The 21,508-nt window shown below is 59.1% G+C and carries 16 protein-coding genes, 1 tRNA gene and 3 pseudogenes; 15 read left to right on the top strand and 5 right to left on the bottom strand.

The window, feature by feature from the left end; all coding sequences use genetic code 11:
- The first annotated feature begins 28 nt into the window (after positions 1 to 28).
- The 13 genes and pseudogenes from TQ29_RS14165 (at position 29) to TQ29_RS14115 (ending at position 11,862) form a co-directional block, all read left to right on the top strand.
- Positions 29 to 790 carry a glutaredoxin family protein gene (locus TQ29_RS14165; protein ID WP_054539683.1) on the top strand — a complete coding sequence of 254 codons (762 nt, stop codon included), beginning with the start codon at positions 29 to 31 and terminating at the stop codon, positions 788 to 790.
- Between the two features lie 66 nt (positions 791 to 856).
- Complete coding sequence (locus TQ29_RS14160; protein ID WP_054539682.1) at positions 857 to 1,273, top strand: ion channel; 417 nt, start codon at positions 857 to 859, stop codon at positions 1,271 to 1,273.
- Between the two features lie 158 nt (positions 1,274 to 1,431).
- Positions 1,432 to 1,836, top strand: coding sequence for a hypothetical protein (locus tag TQ29_RS20720; protein ID WP_157445595.1), 405 nt, complete (start codon positions 1,432 to 1,434; stop codon positions 1,834 to 1,836).
- Positions 1,837 to 2,132: 296 nt separating this feature from the next.
- The gene (locus TQ29_RS14155) at positions 2,133 to 3,596 is read left to right on the top strand and encodes a TolC family protein (protein ID WP_054539681.1); all 1,464 of its coding nucleotides are present in this window, start codon (positions 2,133 to 2,135) and stop codon (positions 3,594 to 3,596) included.
- An 11-nt stretch (positions 3,597 to 3,607) separates the two neighbouring features.
- Positions 3,608 to 4,966, top strand: coding sequence for a multicopper oxidase family protein (locus TQ29_RS14150; protein WP_157445594.1), 1,359 nt, complete (start codon positions 3,608 to 3,610; stop codon positions 4,964 to 4,966).
- Positions 4,967 to 5,007: 41 nt separating this feature from the next.
- Complete coding sequence (locus tag TQ29_RS14145; RefSeq protein WP_054539679.1) at positions 5,008 to 5,733, top strand: copper-binding protein; 726 nt, start codon at positions 5,008 to 5,010, stop codon at positions 5,731 to 5,733.
- A gap of 69 nt (positions 5,734 to 5,802) precedes the next feature.
- On the top strand, positions 5,803 to 5,919 hold the full coding sequence (locus tag TQ29_RS21300; RefSeq protein ID WP_157445593.1) for a multicopper oxidase domain-containing protein: 117 nt from the start codon (positions 5,803 to 5,805) through the stop codon (positions 5,917 to 5,919).
- 260 nt (positions 5,920 to 6,179) lie between these two features.
- Positions 6,180 to 6,566 carry a DUF302 domain-containing protein gene (locus TQ29_RS14140; RefSeq protein ID WP_054539678.1) on the top strand — a complete coding sequence of 129 codons (387 nt, stop codon included), beginning with the start codon at positions 6,180 to 6,182 and terminating at the stop codon, positions 6,564 to 6,566.
- A 1-nt stretch (position 6,567) separates the two neighbouring features.
- Complete coding sequence (locus tag TQ29_RS14135) at positions 6,568 to 7,251, top strand: TVP38/TMEM64 family protein (protein WP_054539677.1); 684 nt, start codon at positions 6,568 to 6,570, stop codon at positions 7,249 to 7,251.
- 67 nt (positions 7,252 to 7,318) lie between these two features.
- A complete protein-coding gene (locus TQ29_RS14130) occupies positions 7,319 to 9,652 on the top strand; it encodes a heavy metal translocating P-type ATPase (protein ID WP_054539676.1) in 2,334 nt (777 codons plus the stop codon).
- Positions 9,653 to 9,750: 98 nt separating this feature from the next.
- Positions 9,751 to 10,157 (top strand): annotated as a pseudogene (locus TQ29_RS14125) (DUF2924 domain-containing protein).
- Positions 10,157 to 11,482: pseudogene (locus tag TQ29_RS14120) on the top strand (recombinase family protein). The pseudogenes TQ29_RS14125 and TQ29_RS14120 overlap by 1 nt, the downstream one beginning before the upstream one ends.
- Positions 11,479 to 11,862 (top strand): hypothetical protein, encoded by a 384-nt coding sequence (locus TQ29_RS14115; protein ID WP_054539675.1) that lies wholly within the window; start codon positions 11,479 to 11,481, stop codon positions 11,860 to 11,862. Before TQ29_RS14120 ends, TQ29_RS14115 begins: the two are co-directional and overlap by 4 nt.
- Before the next feature lie 3 nt (positions 11,863 to 11,865).
- Here the strand turns inward: TQ29_RS14115 and TQ29_RS14110 are convergent, their stop codons facing one another.
- The 4 genes from TQ29_RS14110 to TQ29_RS14095 all read right to left on the bottom strand — a co-directional run bounded on the left by TQ29_RS14110 (position 11,866) and on the right by TQ29_RS14095 (position 18,927).
- A complete protein-coding gene (locus TQ29_RS14110; protein WP_054539674.1) occupies positions 11,866 to 12,702 on the bottom strand; it encodes a DUF3883 domain-containing protein in 837 nt (278 codons plus the stop codon).
- A gap of 539 nt (positions 12,703 to 13,241) precedes the next feature.
- Positions 13,242 to 13,973, bottom strand: a complete 732-nt coding sequence (locus tag TQ29_RS14105) for a hypothetical protein (protein WP_054539673.1) — start codon at positions 13,971 to 13,973, stop codon at positions 13,242 to 13,244.
- Between the two features lie 8 nt (positions 13,974 to 13,981).
- Complete coding sequence (locus TQ29_RS20715; protein ID WP_157445592.1) at positions 13,982 to 17,401, bottom strand: hypothetical protein; 3,420 nt, start codon at positions 17,399 to 17,401, stop codon at positions 13,982 to 13,984.
- Positions 17,402 to 17,575: 174 nt separating this feature from the next.
- Positions 17,576 to 18,927 (bottom strand): IS3 family transposase gene (locus tag TQ29_RS14095; protein ID WP_157445566.1). Its coding sequence is split into 2 segments (ribosomal slippage): positions 17,576 to 18,591 and positions 18,591 to 18,927, totalling 1,353 coding nucleotides; the frame shifts between segments, so codons are not numbered across the junction.
- 116 nt (positions 18,928 to 19,043) lie between these two features.
- Here TQ29_RS14095 and TQ29_RS14085 point away from each other — a divergent pair.
- Positions 19,044 to 19,352, top strand: a complete 309-nt coding sequence (locus tag TQ29_RS14085; RefSeq protein WP_054539671.1) for a hypothetical protein — start codon at positions 19,044 to 19,046, stop codon at positions 19,350 to 19,352.
- Positions 19,349 to 20,395: pseudogene (locus TQ29_RS20345) on the top strand (recombinase family protein); the annotation flags it as partial. The gene TQ29_RS14085 and the pseudogene TQ29_RS20345, both read left to right, overlap by 4 nt.
- A gap of 496 nt (positions 20,396 to 20,891) precedes the next feature.
- On the opposite strand, the gene TQ29_RS14070 reads toward TQ29_RS20345, so the two are convergent.
- Positions 20,892 to 20,981, bottom strand: a tRNA-Ser gene (locus TQ29_RS14070).
- Positions 20,982 to 21,508 lie beyond the last annotated feature (527 nt).

Genomic DNA, 21,508 nt, shown 5'->3' with positions numbered 1-21,508 from the left:
GAATCGAACTTCTCGAAGGAGGCTCCACATGGCACTGGATCAGAGCGGCAAGACCGCAACGCTCTACCGGATGGTGATGCCCGATCACCTCTGCCCCTACGGGCTCAAGTCAAAGGACCTGCTCGAACGCCACGGATTCACGGTCGAGGATCACCACCTCAAGACCCGCGACGAGACCGAAGCGTTCAAAAGAGAGTACGACGTCGACACGACCCCCCAGATCTTCGTCGGCGACGAGCGCATCGGCGGCTACGACGACCTGCGCGAGCACTTCGGGCAGGAGGTCAAGGACGAAGGCGAGACCAGCTATCAGCCGGTCATCGCGGTCTTTTCGGTCGCCTTCCTCATGGCCCTCGCGGTCAGCTGGTATGCGTTCGGGACCTTGCTCAGCATCCGGGCGTTCGAATGGTTCATCGCGATCAGCATGTGCCTGCTGGCGGTCCAGAAGCTGCAAGACGTCGAGAGCTTCTCGACGATGTTCCTGAACTACGACCTGCTGGCGCGCCGCTGGGTCCGATACGGATACGTCTACCCGTTCGGTGAGGCCCTAGCCGGCATCCTGATGATCGCGGGTGCCCTGATCTGGGTCGCAGCGCCGGTCGCGCTCTTTATCGGCACGGTCGGCGCGGTCTCGGTCTTCAAGGCGGTCTACATCGACAAGCGCGAACTGAAATGCGCCTGCGTTGGCGGATCGAGTAACGTGCCGCTCGGCTTCGTCTCGCTGAGCGAAAACCTGATGATGATCGCCATGGCGATCTGGATGCCGATCCGGATGTATTGGCTGGGATAGCGGCGCGCCTCTCGCGTCTGACCGGTCACGTCCGGCGGCACCTTAAGTTCGTGAAGGAGATGAAGGGTGGCTCTTCTGCTCGGTTTTGTGCTGGTTGGCGCACTTGGGATCGGCCACCACTATGGCCTCCTGGCGGTTCGCGGGATGAAGCCGAACTCGAACGAGAGCCCGCAGGCGGCCATCATGGTCGTGTTCCTCGGTCTGCTGACGCTCCACACGATCGAGATCCTCGCCTTTGCCGTAGTCTACTGGGCACTGCTAGGCTGGGGCGGCTTTGGAGGCCTCGGGGGCAGCTACGACGCGAGCTGGGGCGGGCTGATCTACTTCTCCGGCATCAACTTTGCAACGCTCGGCTACACGCAGATCGAGACCGGGGGGACGATACGGATGATCAACATGATGCAGTCGCTCGGCGGCTTCATGGTGCTGACCTGGTCCGCTACGTTCCTCTACTCGGTATGCGAACGAGCGTGGCGCGAGTAGAAGGTGAGGATCAAGGGACGGTCAGTCCGCCGCTTACACACTCTCCTGTTGGCTGGGGCCGCGTTCCCGGCGAAGTGCTAGCCATTTCACGCGAAAGTCAGCTTCCTTCCGATACAGGATGGATTGACAAATGTTCTTAATTTGCGGACACCCCGTACATGCACCTGCAATTACATATCTTTGCTTGGCTGAAGTCGCTTGTTTGCCTTTGCTTTGCGATTGCTCTGGTGTTTTCCCTGCCCTCTGTGTCCCATGCGGCGTCGGGCATGCATGGCAACCATCACACCGTTGCCGCCAGTCGGGAACATGCGGACAGTGCCGGTTCGCACGGAACGACGCCGTCTGCTTCGCTGCACGAGACATGCGGCTCAATGTCAACGGCAGATGATGGAGACCAGTTCTCCACTCAGTGTTGTGGCGGAATATGTGTTTCGGGCGTCCTCATCGAGACGGGCGTCGGTTTTTCTGACCATGTGACCAGCAGCAGATACGCGGCGCGTCTCGTGCAGACGACCTCGATCAAACCCGCCGGTTTTCTGCGACCTCCCCGGTTCCTGATCTGACCCAAGACCCTTAGCGGGTCTTTGCCTTGCGCACGGTTGTGCGTGAGTTCGAAGTCAATCAGTCAGGTTCCATTCATGAAAATACTTCTACCTATCGGGGCTTCGGCCTTCTTGCTTGGCGCGTGCGCCTACGAGCCTACGCCGTTGCCCGCTGTGGCGGGGCAACTGGCGATCAGCGACCCGACCATTTCATCACCAGTGTCCTACCAAGATCCATTCGCTGGTTACACCTATCGTGGCCCCACTGGCCCACGCGACTGGCGGTCCGTCAATCAAGAACAGTCGGAGGACAACTGATGCGGATATCGAAATCTCCGCTCGCAATCGGCTTTCCGCTGCTGCTGGGAGCTTGCGCGACCGCGGTGCCCGGCGTCTATACCGAGCAAAAGGCGGGCTTTGCCAATGTGGCCGGTCAGATCACGCCGGCGATTGGCAAACGCGCGGTCTTTGCCCAGACGCAGGCCGAAAATGAGGCGCTGAGCCGCGAAGTGCACGGCATGGTGCATCGCAGGACAATATCGGCAGATACCGCCGTTCAAGTCGCGCTGCTCAACAACAAGGGGTTACAGGCGTCCTATGCCAATGTGGGGCTGTCGGCAGCCGAAGCATGGCAGCAAGCGACGCCGGAAAATCCCGTCGTCTCCATCGGGCTTCTGGGAATCGGCGCTCCGGAACTGGGTGCCTATCGGGCCGTCGAGGGCCTGATCCGCACCAACATTCTGGATGCGACCACACGCAAGCAGCGAATGGCGATCGCCGATGCCAGCTTTCGTCAAGCGCAACTGAGCGCCGTGAACGATACGCTCACCCTCGCCAACCAAACGCGTCAGGCCTGGATCAACGCCGTTGCGGCTTTCGAAACCGTTGGCTACCTGACCCGCGCCAAGGCGACTTCGGACGCTGGTTCGGAACTGGCGCTCAGGTTGGGCGAGACGGGGGCGCTCAACAAGGCCGGGCAGGCCCGCGAACAGGCGTTCAACGCAGAGCTTGCCGGGCAACTTGCAAGGGCGCGGCTTGATGCGGCCAAGGCAAAAGAGCAACTGACCCGATTGATGGGACTCTGGGGCGCCGAAGTCGATTTCTATGTGCCCGACGCGCTTCCTGCCCTGCCGGGTTCCGTCGGTCATGTGACTGACATTGAAGCAAAAGCGTTGCAAAACCGGGTTGATCTGCGCGTTGCCAAACTTGGCCTGGAAGCACAGGCCTGGGCCTTTGGCTTGACCGACCAGACCCGCATTGTCAGCGATCTTGAAATCGTCGCGGGGTTCGAGGCAGAGCGGGAGGTAGAGGACGGCGAAACGGAAACCGTTACCACTCCGCAAGTGGAAGTGGAATTTGCGATCCCGGTCTATGACAGTGGCAAGGCCCGGATGCGCACGGCGGAATTGTCCTATCTGCAAGCGGCCAACGTGCTTGCCGAGCGGGCCGTCAACGTCCGATCCGAAGCGCGCGGTGCGGAAACCGCATATCACGCATCCTACCAAATCGCCCGACACTACCGTGACGTACTCGTTCCACTTAGGACGACCGCCGAGGAAGAAGGTCTGCTGTCTTACAACGGCATGATCACCAACACTTTTGAGCTGCTGACGGACGTGCGCGAGAAGCTCAGCGCCGAACTGGAGGCAGCAAATGCGAAACGCGAATTCTATATGGCCCAGGCCGATCTGACCGCTGCGATCTACGGCGGTGGTGCAGGCAGCGCGGGTGCCGGTGGAGAAGGCGTATCACTGGCCGCCGGTGGCGGCGCTGGACACTGAAAGGAAATGACATGTTGAACAGACGTCAATTGCTCGGGGCTGGCGCCGCAGGTGCAGCGCTGGTCTCCGGCCAGGCATGGGGCAAGACCCTGAACATGGGACTGCCTGAGGCGGCGCAGATGGACAGCGCGGCAACCGCGATCACGCCGCGCCCCAGTTCGGGACCGGACTACAATCCGGTCGTCACGCTCAACGGATGGACGTTGCCACATAGAATGAACAACGGTGTGAAGGAATTCCACCTTGTTGCCGAACCCGTCGAGCGAGAGCTGGCCGACGGCATGATCGCGCATCTTTGGGGGTATAACGGCCAGTCCACCGGCCCGACCATAGAGGCGGTCGAGGGCGACCGGGTGCGCATCTATGTCACGAACAAGCTGCCCGAGCATACCACGGTCCATTGGCATGGGCTGATCCTGCCTTCTGGCATGGACGGGGTTGGCGGGCTGTCGCATCCTGGGATTCCGCCTGGTAAAACCTACGTTTACGAGTTCGATCTGATCAAATCCGGAACCTTCATGTATCATCCGCATGCGGACGAGATGGTGCAGATGGCCATGGGAATGATGGGCATGTTCGTGGTCCATCCGAAAGACCCAGCCTTCATGCCGGTGGATCGTGATTTCCTCATCATGCTGAATGCGTTCGACATCGACCCAGGCACCTATGTGCCACGCATCATGACGATGACCGATTTCAACCTCTGGACATGGAATAGCCGGATTTTCCCGGACATCGACCCGCTGGTCGTCAACAGGGGCGATCGGGTGCGCGTGCGCGTCGGCAACCTGACGATGACCAACCACCCGATTCACATGCATGGCTACGACTTCAAGGTCACCTGCACCGATGGCGGGTGGGTGCCGGAAACCGCACAATGGCCGGAGGTGAGCATCGACATCCCTGTGGGTGCCATGCGGGCCTACGAGTTCGTCGCCGATCACCTGGGCGACTGGGCGATCCACTGCCACAAGTCGCATCACACCATGAATGCGATGGGCCACGATGTGCCAACGTTCATCGGTGTGGACAAGACGCAACTGGCCCGGCAGATCCGCACGTTCCAACCGGAATACATGCCCATGGGTACCGCCGGGATGGCCGATATGGGCGTGATGGAAATGCCGCTTCCGGACAATACCATACCGATGATGACAGGCTGGGGGCCGCATGGCCCGATTGAAATGGGTGGCATGTTCTCGGTCGTCAAAGTGCGCGATGGCATCGGCGCGGACGATTACTCGGATCCAGGCTGGTACGAAAACCCCCCGGGCGAACAAGCCTATGAATGGACTGGTGAATTGCCAGAGTTCGCCACCAACAACAGCCCCAAGACCCTCCTCACACCGAAACCGACCTCCAAGGGCTGAATGGCTCTTCAATTCAACCTACGAGACCACAGGACAAAGAAATGAAAAAACTTCTTCTGACGACAACTCTCGCATTCGCTCTCACCGGGCCGGCATTCGCCGCCGGAATCCACGAAGGTGGGCACGGCGATGATCACGCTGCGATGGCTGAGGAAATGATGATCGGCGTGCCCGGCGACCCTGCCAAGGTGACGCGCACCATTGACGTGACGATGCGGGAAACGGATGACGGCGAAATGTTGTTCGAGCCTAAATCCTTGGATATCGTCGAGGGCGAGACGATCCGCTTCACTGTGGTCAACAATGGTGAATTGGAGCATGAATTCGTCATTGATACGATGATGGGCAACGCCGAGCACAAAGAAGCCATGGCCAAGATGGACATGGAGCATGACGATCCCAATTCGGTCCGGCTGGATCCGGGAGCGTCCGGTGAAGTTGTCTGGACCTTCTCGAACACCGGCTCATTTGAATTCGCATGCCTGATCCCGGGCCATTACGAATCCGGCATGCATGGACCGATCGTCGTAGGCGAGCAGATGGCGCAACCAGATGTCGAGTATGCAACCGGAACCATCAAGAAAATCGTCGCCGAAGCCGGAAAGGTAACGATCATTCATGGTCCCCTGGTCGCACTTGATATGCCTGCGATGACCATGGTGTTCCGCGCCGATGAGGACATGATCGCCAAAATGTCTGAAGGACAGGACATCGAGTTCGTCGCGGACCGAGTCAATGGAAAGCTTACCGTGACCGCTTTCAGGTAAAGCAAGATCCAGGAGCGTTGGATAAAGCCGGCGCTCCTGAATCCGGTTTATACTGTCGCGCAGACCTCGATGGTCGATTTCTCCCGAGACGCGCTCGAGGTCGTCCTTTGGATGCTGCATTGTCACCACATGCCGCGCCTTACGACGGGCATGATGACAGAGTGTGCGGTCACAGCCTCGGTCTGATCCGGGCGGGGCGTTCGGATCGAGCGCCCCGACGTCCCGCTACCAATCAGTCCTGCCCCAAGTTTTCGCGAGGGCCGGGAACAGGGCACCCTGAAGCAAGAATGCGGGAATTTGAGATGATGAACTGGAACGACATGGGCATGGAATGGGTTTCGGGATGGGGTTTGGCTGGCTCTTCGGCCTGCTGATCCTCGTGCTGGTGGTTTTGGCCATAGCAGCGCTGAGCAAGTATCTTCGGAAATAGAAGAAAGGAGTTCGCAATGACCTATACGATCAATCGAATGGTCCCCGACACCGGAATCGATGACGTAGACGCCCGCGCGCGACAGGCGCTGGCGGATCATGGCTTCGGCGTCCTGACCGAGATCGACGTCCAGGCAACGATGAAAAAGAAGCTCGATGTCGAGATGCCGGCCTATCGCATCCTCGGCGCCTGCAACCCGAAGATGGCGCATCAGGCGATCGGGATAGAGCCGCGGGTGGGTGCGATGCTGCCCTGCAATGTCATTCTGCGCGAGGTCGAGGGCGGCGTAGAGGTCAGCGCCATCGATCCGGTGGCGTCGATGCAAGCGATCGAGAACGCTGGACTGACGGCCGTGGCGGGCGATGTCCGCGACCTTCTGGCGAAGGCCGTCGAGGCGATCTGAGATGAGCCTGCGCGTCGCCATTCTCGCGGGCCTTACGATCTTCGGGATCGTCCTGCTCGGCGTCTGGTTGGTCGCGCCCTCGGTGTTCGCCGAGGCTCGCGGACTTCTGGACGGCGAGCGCTTGGAAATGCTGGTGGCGCATGCGGGTCTCTGGGGCCCGGCCCTGATCATTACGCTCATGACCGTCGCGGTCGTGGCCAGCCCGATCCCGAGTGCACCCATCGCGCTGGCGGCGGGAGCGGCCTACGGACATCTCTGGGGTACGGTGCAGGTCGTGATCGGCGCGGAGCTCGGGGCGCTGATCGCATTCGGCCTCGCGCGGGTTCTGGGGCATGACGTCCTGCGGCGGGTGTTCGGCGATCGCGTCGATGCCGGGCTGCTCGGGTCCCAATCCGCGTTGACGGCGACGGTCTTTGCCAGCCGGCTGATGCCCTTCGTCTCCTTCGACATGATCAGCTACGCTGCCGGACTCAGCCGTCTGCATGTCTGGCGGTTCGCGCTCGCGACGCTGGCGGGCATCGTCCCGGCAAGCTTCCTGCTGGCGCATTTCGGCGGAGAGGCGGTCAGCGGAGACTTTGGGCGCGCAGCCTGGGCAGTGCTCGGTTTCGGCCTCGTGTCGGGTTTGCCGCTGCTTTGGGTGGCGATGCGGAGAAGGCCTGGAGAAGGCGCTCACGACCACCAATGAAAAGGGCTTGAGCTTCCAACGGCTGGAGGCCGCAAGCTGAAACGAGATACCGAAAGGCTGGCAGACCATGGAGCACGATCACCATCACGCGGCGCCCGACATCCCGGCGGGGACCGAGACGGCGAAGGACCCGGTCTGCGGGATGACAGTCGCGGTCAAGCCGGACGGACGTCACGCCGAGTTCCAGGGCGAGACCTTTCATTTCTGCTCGGAGAAGTGCCAGACGAAGTTCAAGGCGGATCCGTGGTTCTACGCTTCGGGCCGGGCCGCCGGGCAGAAGAAGGCTGCTCCGGCCAACGTCCAGTACACCTGCCCGATGCATCCCGAAATCGTTCGCGACGCGCCGGGGGCCTGCCCGATCTGCGGCATGGCGCTGGAGCCGATGGTGCCCTCGGACGAGCCCAGCGAGGAATTGACCGACTTCACCCGACGGATGTGGATCTCGACTGCCGCGGCGGTGCCGCTCATCATCCTGACCATGGGCGAACTGGTGGCGCTGCCAGTGCGCGACTGGATCGGGCATCAGACCGCAAGCTATCTGGAGTTCGTGCTGGCCACGCCAATCATCCTCTGGGCCGCCTTGCCCTTCTTCCGGCGCGGCTGGGACTCCTTCGTGAACCGCAGCCCCAACATGTGGACGCTGATCAGCATCGGCGTGGCGGCGGCCTACCTTTACTCGCTCGTCGCCACCTTCCTGCCGGGCGTGTTTCCGGAACAGTACCGGATGGGCCACGGCGTCGGCACCTATTTCGAGGCGGCGGTGGTGATCGTCGCGTTGGTCTTCGTGGGCCAGGTGCTGGAACTCCGAGCGCGCGAACGCACCGGGGATGCGATCCGCGCTCTTCTGGACCTGGCGCCGAAGACCGCAAGGCGCATCCTGCCGGACGGTACTGAATACGACGCGCCGCTCGAGAACATCATGGAGGGCGATCGGCTGCGCGTGCGCCCCGGCGATGCCGTGCCGGTGGACGGGACGGTGATCGACGGCCGATCGTCCTTGGACGAAAGCATGCTGACCGGCGAGTCGATGCCGGTCGAAAAGGGACCGGGCGATGCGGTGACCGGTGCAACGATCAACAAGAACGGTTCCTTGGTGATGGAGGCGGGCAAGGTCGGGTCTGATACCGTGCTGGCGCAAATCGTCGCGATGGTGTCGAACGCGCGCCGCTCGCGCGCACCGATCCAGGGTCTGGCCGACCGCGTGTCGGCGGTATTCGTGCCAACCGTGGTCGTCATCGCAATCGTCGCTTTCGTCGTCTGGATGATCTTCGGCCCCGAGCCCGCGCTGGTCTTCGCCATCGCCTCGGCCGTGTCGGTGCTGATCATTGCCTGCCCCTGCGCGCTGGGGCTTGCGACCCCGATCTCGATCACCACGGCGGCAGGGCGCGGCGCACAGGCGGGCGTGCTGATCAAGGACGCCGAGGCGCTGGAGCGTATGGCCGCTGTCGACACGCTGATCGTCGACAAGACCGGCACGCTGACCATGGGCAAGCCGAAACTGACGGACACCGTGGCGTTGGGCGACGTCACCGAGGCCGACCTGCTGTCGCTGGCTGCGGCGCTGGAGCGCGGCTCGGAACACCCTCTGGCCGAAGCGATCGTCGAGGGAGCAGAGGCGCAGGGTGCGCCACGTCAGGAGGCCACGGACTTCGACGCCGTGACTGGCAAGGGCGTGCAGGGCCGCGTCGGCGCGCGCGCGGTGGCGCTCGGCAATGCGGCGATGATGAAGGAGATGGGGCTCGATTCCACGCAGGCCGAGGCAAAGGCCGACACCCTTCGCGCCGAGGGCAAGACGGCGATGTTCATCGCACTCGACGGCGCGCTCGTCGGCATTGTGGCGGTCGCCGATCCGATCAAGGAGAGTACCGCGCAGGCCATCCGGGAACTTCATGCCCAGGGGCTGCGCGTGATCATGGCGACCGGCGACAACGAGCGCACGGCACAGGCGGTGGCGGGCAAGCTCGGCATCGACGAGGTGCGCGCGGGAATCCTGCCCGAGGCCAAGAAGGACCTGATCGACCAGTTGCGCCGAGAAGGCCACAAGATCGCGATGGCGGGCGACGGGGTGAACGACGCGCCCGCGCTGGCCGCTGCCGATGTGGGCATCGCCATGGGCACCGGAGCCGATGTTGCGATGGAAAGCGCAGGCATCACTCTATTGGGCGGCGACCTGATGGGCATCGTGCGGGCCCGCAAGCTCGCCCGCGCCACCCTGCGCAACATCAAGCAGAACCTGTTCTTCGCCTTCGCATACAACGCCCTTGGCGTCCCCATCGCGGCAGGGCTTCTCTACCCGGTCACCGGACTTCTGCTCTCGCCGATGATCGCGGCGGCGGCGATGAGCCTGTCCTCCGTCTCGGTGATCAGCAATGCGTTGCGGCTCAGGCGGGTCGATCTTTGACCGGCCAGTCCACACATGTAATCTCGAACGGAGAACCAGATGATCCAAGACACTTTTTCCGCCGAAAGCTTCTGATCGGCACAGCTGCGCTGAACTCCATGTCCGTCACCCAGCTTAAGTCAGAGTGGCAGACGATCTTTGCCTCGGCAGCGCCGAACAACAGCCCAGCGTTCCTTGAGAGCCGGTTGGCCTACCGCATCCAGGAACTGACGTATGGCGGCCCTGATCGCGAAACCGGCGCATGCTGGGCCTGCTGGCCGACGAGGTCGGCGGCACCCTGACGCGCAAGAGCCAGATCGCCGATCCTCGCAATCCCGTGGTCGACACAAAGCTGATCCGCGAATGGAATGAGGTCGAGCACACCATCACCGTCTTGCGGGACGGTTTCGAGTGGCAGGGGCGACCGTACAAATCCTTGTCCGCGATCGCGCGAGCGATCACCGGGACGCGCTGGAATGGCTACCGCTTCTTCGGGTTGCGCGAACGAAAGCGGGGGAGTGATTGATGGACCAGCGCGCAAATCCCGTCCGCCGCCAGCGCTGCGCCATCTACACGCGCAAATCCTCCGAGGAAGGGCTCGAACAGGAGTTCAACAGCCTGCACGCCCAACGAGAGGCCTGCGAGGCCTACATCGCCAGCCAACGCTCCGAAGGCTGGGTGCTGGTCCGCGATCAGTATGACGACGGCGGCATCTAGGGCGGGACGCTGGAACGGCCCGGCCTCCAGCAGCTTCTGGCAGACATCGAGGAAGGCCTGATCGATGTGGTGGTCGTCTACAAGATCGACCGCCTGTCGCGCTCGCTGATGGACTGCTCGAAGCTGGTCGAGGTCTTCGACCGCAACGGCGTGACTTTTGTCTCGGTCACGCAGTCCTTCAACACGACGACTTCCATGGGGCGGCTGACGCTGAACATCCTGCTCAGCTTCGCCCAGTTCGAGCGCGAGGTCACAGCCGAGCGCATCCGCGACAAGGTCCGCGCTTCCCGGATGAAGGGAATGTGGATGGGCGGCTACGTCCCGCTCGGGTACGATGTGAAGGACCGCAAGCTCGTGGTGAACGAGGAAGAGGCCGCCACCGTGCGGGGCATCTTCGAACGTTTCGTCGAGGTCGGATCAGCGACCGTGCTGGCCCGCGAACTGCGCCGCAAAGGGCTCCGCAACAAGCAGGGCACCTTGGTCGACAAGGGATACCTCTACAGAGTGCTGGTGAACCGCGTCTATCGCGGCGACGCCGTCCACAAGAGCAAAGCCTATCCCGGCGAGCATCAGGCCATCATCGACCAGAAGCTATGGGATCAGGTCCATGCCATCTTGCGCGAGAGCCCACGAAAGCGCGCCAACAACACCCGCGCGCAGGCGCCTGCATTGCTCAAAGGGCTGATCTTTACGGCCACGGACGCCGCCATGACCCCGAGCAGCACGAAGAAGGGCGCGCGGCGATACCGGTATTACGTCTCGATGGACGTCATCAAAAATCGCGAACCCAGCGATGAGTGCATCCCGCGCCGTCTTCCTGCCGAACTCGTGGAAGCGGCCGTGGTCACAGAATTGAGGCGGGTGATGCGCGCCCCGTCGATCACGGCACAGGTCATCGCCCATTTGGCGCGCGAGGATCACGCCTTCGCCGAGGCCGACGTGATCTCCGCGCTGCAGACGTTCGAGGACGTCTGGGGCCAATTGTTCCCTGCGGAGCAGACCCGGATCGTGCAGTTGCTGGTGCGCCGGGTCACTGTGACGTCCGAGGGGCTGGTGATCGATGTCCGGACCGACGGCGTCTCGGGCGTCATGCGCGACATGATGGCGCCACGAAAGAAGGCGGCGGCGGAATGATGAAACCAGACGAGTCCCTCCAGATCTTCGTGCCGCTCAAGGTCCGCAAGCAGAACGGGCGGCCGAAGATCATGCCGCCCGCCACCTATCTGCCCAGCGAAGACCGGACACAGGATCCGCATATCCTGCGCGCCATCGATCGGGCGTGGGGCTGGCGGCGGCGCATGGAGGCTGGTGAATTCAACACGGTGACCGATCTGGCGAAAGCGGTGGGGCTTGCCGAACGCCATGTCAGCCGCCAGCTGCGGCTCGCCTATCTCGCGCCGGGTGTCCTCAAGCGACTGGTCTACAAGCGCGAGGTGCCCGCCGTGACCCTGTTGAAACTGACCGACGTCGCGGCCCTGCCGTGGCACGAACAGCCGGAGCGGGTGTTCGACTGATCCTCAGTGAAAGCTCGCCTGAAACGTTGTCGCCGTCAGCGAGACATGCGCGTCAAGCGGCGGGTGCAGTTCGAACGCCTTCGGCTCGCGTGAGAAATTCCACAGGCGGAACAGACGCCATTCCGACCGACGCTCCTCGGCCACGGCCAGTTCGTTGCGGGTGATGTGGAAGGGCGTGCGCTCCCATCCGTTCGTCGTCTTGACCTCGATCAGCCGCGGTAACCCGTCCGGGGCGAAACTCGCGATGTCGTAGCCCGCGCCGTCGCCATCCTCGTCCGACACCCAGCGCACCTTGCGCGCCAGATCGTCCCGTCCCGCGGTCCGCAAGGCCGCGCGCTCATGCGCCAGCACGCGCTCCTCGCCCGCGCGTCCGAGGGCCCGGTTGCGCTCGTCCCGGCCCGCCACGTCGAACTTGCGGGCGATATGCAGCATCTGGTCCAGTTCCTGCGGCGGCGGCTGGTTCGACAGCGTCGGCGGCGGCCCGATCCAGATCTGCGCCGCCTCGCGTAGGCCAGCGGCGGGTTGCAGTCCCGGTTGGCGCCCGAGCCAGGCCGGGTTCAGCGCCAGCCACCGCGCCACGGCATCTACCAAGGTCATCTGGAAGTTGAACGCGGGCTTGTAGCCGGGGATCCAGTCCTCGCCGAGCCCCTTCAGCACCGCGCTGATGTTCTGGTGCTTGAACTCGATGGACCCCTCGGACCGATCGTTCAGCAGCGGAATGAGCGCGCGGCGATGCTCGGCCTTGCTGTAGCGGCGCCCGGAAATGTCGTCGGCCAGCATCGCGAAGTGATCCGCGACGATCAGGTCGTTCTCTTCATCTGTCCACGCCCCGTTCGACATTGCGCCAGGCTATGGGCACGAAGTCTGTTTGTCATCAGAGACTTCCGGCAGGCTCCTGGCTCGCTTCGAACGCTGCCGCCGGACTTGGGGATCGGCCGCCACGGAGCCGTCCTCCCGACCGCCCTGCGCCTTCGTGTCGGTCTCCGTCACCGGATTACCTCGCGAACGGGGCGAGCCCGTGAACGCGGCAACCCATTGAAAATGCAAGGATGTTTTACGCCGTCCCATGGCCATCGAGGGGCGCTCGAAGAGAGACCCGGTCCATTCGGAGACCGGTTCTGCGTCAACCGCTGAGTCTCCGAAGGGCGGATGGCCCTGCCAACGCCCTTTGAAACAAAAAGAAAAAAGGCCCCAATCGGGGCCCCTCGACGGATTCAGCATTTGAATGTGGCGGAGACGAAGTCCGAAAGTTGTTTTAAGTCAAACACTTAAGGTATTGAATTCGCTGGGCGCAGGATCGTTGAGTGTTACGAATTGTGCAGCAAAGTGTGCAGCAAAGATTTCGTTCCGAACATCAAAACCCTCTGCGCCAAAAAAGCTCACGGTACAGGTGCAACGCCAAATATAGAGGCTAACTCCGTAAGAATTGCGCGTTCGACCGCTTTTTCTGCAGCCTCCCTCGAATCAAACATAGCTGCGTACTTGCGCCATTTTTCCTGACGCCCTCCGTCTTTTCGAAATTGCGAATAGTCCAGTTGGTCAATCTCCAGATCAATAGCAGCTTTTTCAATAATCGGATCAAACTCATGAACATCCCAATGCGTGCGCTTGTCAGAAGCATACTCGCGCCATAGCTCCCTCTTATCAAAATCAATCTCACAGATCTTCTCGATCTTTAAGAGAATATCCTGCAACACCAATTCCGCCTCGTCCATAAGGGACTTGCAGCACTTGACCCAGTCAACAGGATCACCGCCGTTTTGGATTATCCAGATATCATGCTGCCTTTTCCTTTTTTCATCGCTTGCATTTTCCTGAGACAGGTTATGTGCGTGCACCGTTCGAGCGCATTCAACCAGGAATTTGCAACTTTTGAATCTCTCGCTCACTTGCGAATCGGTTCGGAGCAGCTTTGCTGCGAACCGCAAGAAAGGACCCGTTTCGTTGAACAGGACATAAAGCCAAGAAACCGCTTTCCGGAAGTACAGTTCATCATACGGACACTCGGGCAAGTCGACCGAGATTTCCCTAATCTCAGTTTCGCCGATGTTTTCTGCACACAACGCTCTTAGTGCAGTGACCTTGTCTTGAATCTTACTGAAACCATCCATGCCACGTCCTAACTTGGTCGAGACGCGATAGGGCCTAAGTAGTTGAATGAAATTGAGAACTTCAACTCCTTTCCGATTGATACATCTCGCACCCATCCTCCCTCAACGAGATCTACCTTGCGGCCAAGCTCGCCAACGTGGATTGACCAACGGTTTTCTCCAATTTGCCGTTGAACAATTCCAGAGAAAATAATGGGTTCACGAGTGGCGCCAGTTATCACATTTCGCGGCAGCACACGTTTTCCTTCAATGTACTCGGTATCTCGAGAAAGTTGGCGAAACTGAGTAATGGCACTCTGTTCGTCACCAGCAAGCCAACGGAACACTGCGATAAGGTATCGGGTATTTGGTTGGAGGTCTTCGCCAGTTGAATACGACAGATCGGTTAGGACGCCGAGGATCTCGTTCCTGTCATCATCTGAGTATGGAAGCGGACCATGTAGCCCGCGCAACATTTGGCTTTCGGTCTTCCACACCCAAAGGCACCTAAGTAACAAGCGCATGCATCTGCTATCGTCGGAGATGCGGTCCCTATGTTGTAAGAGGTATTCGGCTGCAGCCCTCGCCTTTCTGAGATCAGGCTCTGAGATTGAGTCCTGTTCAAAGGAGATCAACGGCGCCAGATTTTTTGCTCTGAAGTAGTATCCAACAGAAGAGCCGACCTTTTCCAGTGCGTCAAAAGCTTCGTCACTCATTTCAAGGTCGCCAACAAGTTCAGCAGCCCTTAGCCGTTGCCGCTGGAAGTTCTCTTCCTGCGAGGAGTCCAATTCATCTAAGTCTACCATGTCGATAGTTGCTGCAACATCCGCTTTTAGCTCTGCAGACTGCTCAATCCCAAAGTGAGTATCGGACTCAAGCAGTCCAAGCGCAGTCCACAACGAAATATCGATGGGAAAATATGTGCCTGACTTACTAGTAGCGTTCCGTACCGCCTGACGAGCAGCAAGGTAGTTAGCCCAAATTGTCTCTGTGGAATGATTGTTTCTTGCCGCTGAGGTTGCAAGAAATCCATATGTTGCTGCTCGCTCAACCCAAAGGTATTCAACCGTACGACGCCCAGCTTTCAGCCCACCGCTAGGTAATGAAATATCGGTCAGGGCCTCCTCAACGGACTCTCTCGCCTCGTCCAAGATACTTAAACGATCTTCGTCAGACAGGTTCGTTTCGTTCTTCCGGATATGGTGTCGACGCAGAGTGGCTTCCTGTAACATCAGACGCGCATTGCGAACACCACGAGTTTTTCTAAGTAACGTCAAAGCAGCTGCTATTTCACCATAACTCTCAGAATACCGCTCTCCTAGCGGGCCATCTGGGCCAAGGGCATAGACAATATCTGCAACGAACCGTGTTTCCTCCGCCCCATCCGGTCCGGCGCGTGTTGCGTTTGAGACAAGCTCCAATATTGCCTTAGCCTCATATGCCGCTCCTCCAAGTCGTTGGTCACAGATCAACTGAGCCTCGAGTTGAAGTCGTGCTCCGACAAGAAGTTGGTCCTCCGAGTTGTCATGATACCGCCATCGGAAGAGATCATTTCCTTCAAACAGTTCGCGAACAAGGTCGATGTCAATACCAGTCTGTGAAGCTAGACTTTCGGACATCAGAGCCCGCAAAATCAGATTTATTGGTACCCACCGATGCACTCGTGAGCACGCCATGATGTAGTCGATGAGCTTGCCGGCAGAATCGTTCTCGCTCTGTGCTTCCGGCTGCTGAGTCAAGATCGGTGCCTCTGATCGATATCCCGCTTCTAGGAGAGCAAATGCGAGCGCACCCACTTCTTTGACCGGCTTTTTCGACCGTCCACGGTCGCGTAGTACTCTCTCGGTTTTTCTGGCTTCTTGCACTAAGCCCCTCGCTAAGCTTGATCTGCTTTGGGGAAGTTGCCAAAAGAACTGCGCTAGCACATGCTCTGATGCAATTATTTTGTCCTGTATCTCTCGACCAGGATTGAATTGTTCGGATAACTCGACGAGAGCTTCTCGCTCTACATCACTGAGTCCTGCGCGAGCATTGACCAAGCGACCTTCGTGCCGGTGCTCAACCATTTCCGTATTGTATGAAGAACCGAGTAACACGATACGATGGCCGCGGCTGCGAAAGCTTTCCAAGAGGGTGTCGTAGCGTCGTGGTGCAGCCAGTGCATCAACGATTAAGAGGGTGACGTGATCCAACCGATCAACATCAGACAAGAACGCACCAAGTTCGACCGCAAGCGGAAGACGGTCTCTTGCAAAAAGCACGGCGGCTGACCTCTTCTTCCTAATTGAGGCCGCGATGCGAAACAGTGCAATTGACTTTCCGACGCCCGATTGGCCGCTTACGATAATCGCCCCCTTCTCATTAGAATGGTTCTTAATTGCCCTTTCGACCACTCTTTGGAGCTCGTCTTCAAAATCGCGCCGAATTGCGAAGCCATGGCGGACGCCGTCAAATAACACCCGAGAGCTGGTTGGAATGGAATGAAAAACAGAGAATGCACTTTCTTTTAAACCATCGTCTAATCCCTGAAGGTGATCCGTCCAGGCGTCATCTATAATCGAGGCCGATGCCTCGGTACTAAGCCGCATGCTGGGCGTTGTGACAAGACGCTTACCATCATCGAACGATACTATCCCAGGCTCGTTCCAAGCCTGTAGTTGGGCAGACCCGCCATGCAACTCTGCTTCAGCAATAACAGCCCCTAATGAGCGTTCATCCCTTATGATTACGTTTGCGTCTATGAGTTCTTCGAAGATTTCTGCATCCTCACCTTCGAAGCCTGGATCGGGGCCGAACCAAAGTACGCTCTCTGTCGCTGCGCGACTAAGATGACCAAGTATTTCGCCGGTATTGAGCCAGTCTTGACCGGCGTTCAATCCTGCCACAACGATAACACCCAGAGGTGTCGAAACGTCAAACAGGCTGTTTAACATCGGCGTTGCGTGCTGGGCACGGCGCGCACGCAGTTCAAGTCGGGTCGATGGCGGCTGAAACACTCCAGCCCCTGTCATTCCAAACAGGTAGTAGATACGTGGTCGAAGCTTGCTTCGGCTGACCGGCGGGGGCGGATCACCCACCAATATTGGCTCTGGAAGTCGGCCATCAGTTCCAAACATGTTCTTTAGAACTGGATCAATAGAGGAAGTAAAAACAGCCGAAAAGTGAACATCAGAAATTGAGGCCAGCTCGCTGGAAGGGGTTCTCCTTTCGAAACGCTCAGCTAGCCAGCCGTAAAATTCGGCGTTTAGCTTTCCAGCAGAAAAGATTTCGCTCCAGGATGAACCTTTTACTCCTATCCGGTCCAAGGCGGCAAGGCAAACACTGTCCTTGCCATCCGACGCGCTGTGAATGGATTGGCCGAGGATTGCCACAAGTGGTACATCCTCGGAAATTGCCCTCCGAAGGATCTCCTGCGCCGACGAAATTTCTGAATTAACTCGTTCGCTCAAGACCGATTCACCTAATCTTTGATCTGCTTCTTGAGTACTCTGGCGTGGTGGTGGTCATGCGACAAGCTTCCTTCTGGCTAAGGAACGTGGTTTCCGCTGGTGTCCGTCGTCAGAGTTTTTGGGCCAGTTGGCGGCCTGATCTAAGAGAGTATCTGGCGCATCTGGTTGGTTTGATTATGCGGCGGGTTTGCGGTGAAGCAAGCGCCGGGTTTCGATGGTCTTCCTTTTGATCCGTTCTCGTTTTTGCAGGATGGTCTGACCGCGTCCGAAGTAGACGTCGGCCGGTGTGAGGTTCTGCAGGCTCTCGTGATAGCGTCGGTGGTTGTAGTTTTCGACGAAGGCGTCGATCTGTTGGCTGAGATCGCCAGGCAGGTAGTAGTTTTCCAGCAGGATGCGGTTCTTCAGGGTCTGGTGCCATCGCTCGATCTTGCCCTGGGTCTGCGGGTGATACGGGGCACCGCGGACATGCCCCATCTGCCGGTCTTCCAGCCAGTTGGTCAACTCGCCCGAGATGTAACTGGCGCCGTTGTCCGAGAGCAGCCGTGGCTTGTGCAGGACCGTCGCCTGATCGCAGCCTGAAGCCTGCAGTGCCAGGTCCAGCGTGTCGGTCACGTCGCCAGCCTTCATCGTCGTGCCGAGCTTCCATGCAATGATGTAGCGGCTGTAGTCGTCGAGGATCGTCGAGAGATAGAACCAGCCCCAACCGATGACCTTCAGGTATGTGAAGTCGGTCTGCCAAAGCTGGTTCGGCCGTGTGGTCTTGTTCCGGAACTCGTCAGCCGCTGACAGAACCACATAGGCCGGGCTGGTGATCAGGTCGTAGGATTTGAGGATACGATACACGGAAGCTTCTGACACAAAATACTTTTCCGTGTCGGTGAAGCGCACGGCCAGCTCGCGCGGTGACAGCTCACTTTCCTGCAGGGCCAGGTCCTTGACCTTCTCGCGAACAGGTTCCGGGATACGATTCCAGACCCGCGACGGCCTGGGGCTGCGATCTTCCAAGGCTTCGGGGCCGCCCGACAGATATCGATCATACCAGCGGTAGAAGGTCGTTCTGGGGATGCCGAGCTTGTCCAGCGTGCGCTTGGTCGGCAGATGCGATCCTTCGACCAAGCGGATAACCTCAAGCTTCTCGGATGCGGGATACCTCATTCGTCGTCTTCCCCATCCGCGATCATGCTTTTTTTGAGCAGCCGCAGCTCCAGTGCCTGCTCGGCAACGACTTCCTTCAGATCGCGGGCCTCACGGCGCAGATCCTTGACTTCGGTAGATGTCGCCGCGCGAGCCGTATCGCCCGCCAGACGCTTCTTGCCGGCCTCGAGGAATTCCTTGGACCAGCTGTAATACAGGCTCTGGGCAATACCCTCGCGGCGACACAGATCGGCAATGCTGTCCTCGCCCTTCAGGCCGTCCAGCACGATCCTGATCTTCTCTTCGGCCGTATACTGTTTGCGGGTCGCTCGACGGATGTCCTTGACGACCTTCTCGCCGTGGCTCTGCTTGGTTCCGGGATTCTGTCTCATCTCCACTCCTTGGTGGTTACGATGTGCCAGAAACCCTCTCTTATCAAATCACCCTAAACTGGCCCATTGGCGCTGACGTCAGACACTCAAACGATAAGTCAAGAAAGGACAACAACATGGAAAATAGAGGAAAAACCAATGAGCTAAGCACAACATCCATCAGCAAGACCGCATTGCTGGAGCGCTACGGCGATCATCTGGAGGGCAGTGACTTCAACGACGAACAGGCCAGGGAGTTTTTGGGTGCGCTCTGGCAAATCATGGTCGCGTTTGTGGACGTGGGATTCAGCGTCAAAGCTGGGGAGAAACTAAACCAAAACAGCGACATCGGCTTCGATGATGTGCTAAACTACCTCTGTCTTGAAGATACAGCGCCTGAAACAGTGGCATCCTCCAACAATGTAAAAAAGAAGGAGCCCAGATGAGCGCAGAACATTTACCTATTCTACAAACAGAACCGGACGCCGCCGTCATTTACTGCCGCGTCTCCTCCGCCAAACAAGTTGAAGAAGGCCACGGCCTCGACTCGCAAGCCACGCGCTGCCGCGAATATGCGAAGCGCAAAGGATACGAAGTCATTCGCACCTTTCACGAAAAGGGTGTGTCCGGCGGTTTGATGGATCGCCCCTCCTTCAATGACCTGATCGCCTTTATTAAGGCCGAACCGCGCGACGGCATTGTCGTCATTATTGATGATATCAGCCGCTTCGCGCGCGACATTGAGAGCCACTGGACGCTGCGCCGCACGCTGAAAGACATCGGCGGCAAGCTTGAAAGCCCCTCCATCACCTTCGGCGAAGACTCTGACTCTGTCCTCATTGAAAACCTGCTCGCCTCGGTCTCTCAGCACCAGCGTCAAAAGAACCGCGAACAGACCACCAATCGCATGCGCGCCCGAACGATGAACGGATACTGGTGTTTCCCCGCGCCTCCGGGCTTTCGCTATGAGCGCAAGGCAGGACATGGCAAACTCCTCGTGCGGGACGAGCCGCTTGCAACGATCATTTCCGAGGCGCTAGATGGATTCGCCCACGGGCGTTTTGCGTCGCAAAGCGAAGTGAAGACCTATTTGGAATCTGAACCCGCCTTTGCCGGTCGTTTTCCAAGTGGATTTGTCCGCTACGAAGAAGTCATTCGACTGCTCACTCGCCCGCACTATGCAGGTTACATCGAAGTCCCTGCCTGGGGCATCCGCATGATGAAGGGACAGCATGAAGGGCTGATCTCGTTCGAGACCTACACACGCATCCAGGAACGCATCAAAGAAGGCGCGCGCATTGCCGCCCGCGCAGATATCAATGAGGATTTTCCTCTTCGCGGCTCCGTGGTCTGCGGCGACTGTGATCGCCCGCTCACCTCCTGCTGGTCGAAAAGCAAAACAGGCAAGAAGCATCCTTATTATATGTGCTTCAACAAAGGGTGCGACTCGTACCGAAAATCTATCCGCCGCGATGTGATCGAAGATGAGTTTGCCGATCTTCTGACAGGCGTACTGCCCTCACGCTCGGTGCTCTCTGCTGCCAAAGCCATGTTCGCAGATATCTGGGATATCCGTCTGGGTCGCGCCAAGGAACAGGCTGCGCTCTTTGAGGTCAAGATCAAGGAAATCGATACGCAGGTTGAGACACTCTTAAACCGATTGATCGATGCGGAAACGAAAACCGTCATCCAGGCCTATGAGAAGAAGATCGGCAAGCTGGAGCAGGAAAAACTGCTTATTGTCGAAAAAGCAGACGGATCAGGTCGCCCGGCACGGCCCTTCGAGCAAATGTTCGAACTCGCCAGTGCATTCCTGCTAAACCCCTGTAAAGTCTGGGAAAGCGGTCGCTTTGAACTACAGCGACTCGTGCTCAGACTGACGTTTTCCGAGCGGTTGGCATATGTCCGAAATGAAGGGTTTCGAACCCCGGAATTATCGTTTCCGTTCAGGGCGTTAGGTGGTGGTTTCGGGGGTGATTGTAATATGGCGGAGACGAAGGGATTCGAACCCTCGAGACGGTTTCCCGCCTACTCCCTTAGCAGGGGAGCGCCTTCGACCACTCGGCCACGTCTCCGCCGCCGGGTTTATCCCGTTTTGCTCTATAATAACAAGAGCAGATCTCACGAATATCAACATGTTGGAGCCTGCGGGCTTCCGTACTGGCGGTTAGCGCGGAATGTGGCCCCGATCGGGCTGCGCTGACCACCCGTCGCCTGGACTCTCGCGTGCCGAAAACCTCTTCGGGCGGGCCGAACCTGCGAATACTCCGGCGGGCGCTCTGATGTGGGCGCTGTTGGTCCGTCTCTTTCGGCTGCCTGCGCCCGGGTCCAGGGCTTGCGGGTGCGATAGCCCCTCGTTGAAAATAAACTGTTTCCGTGGCGGCACCGTCTGACCCGAAACCGGCGCGTCGCCGCCATGTTTGTGCCATAGGGGGCCACGACCCTTCATGGTATCGGGCGGGGCAAAAAAGGAGACGGGAAGATGAAACTGGTTTCGCTTCTACGCGACGCGGCAACCCGGCAGATCGGTGTCCGGGATGCGTTCAACGCGCGCACCAATGCGCTCGGGGCACATGGCTGGGAAAAGATGAACAGGCCGAAG

The organism is Actibacterium sp. EMB200-NS6 (assembly GCF_001305615.1).
In the GTDB taxonomy this organism is placed as follows: Bacteria; Pseudomonadota; Alphaproteobacteria; order Rhodobacterales; family Rhodobacteraceae; genus Actibacterium_A; species Actibacterium_A naphthalenivorans.
This window is presented reverse-complemented; position numbering and strand designations above follow the sequence as displayed.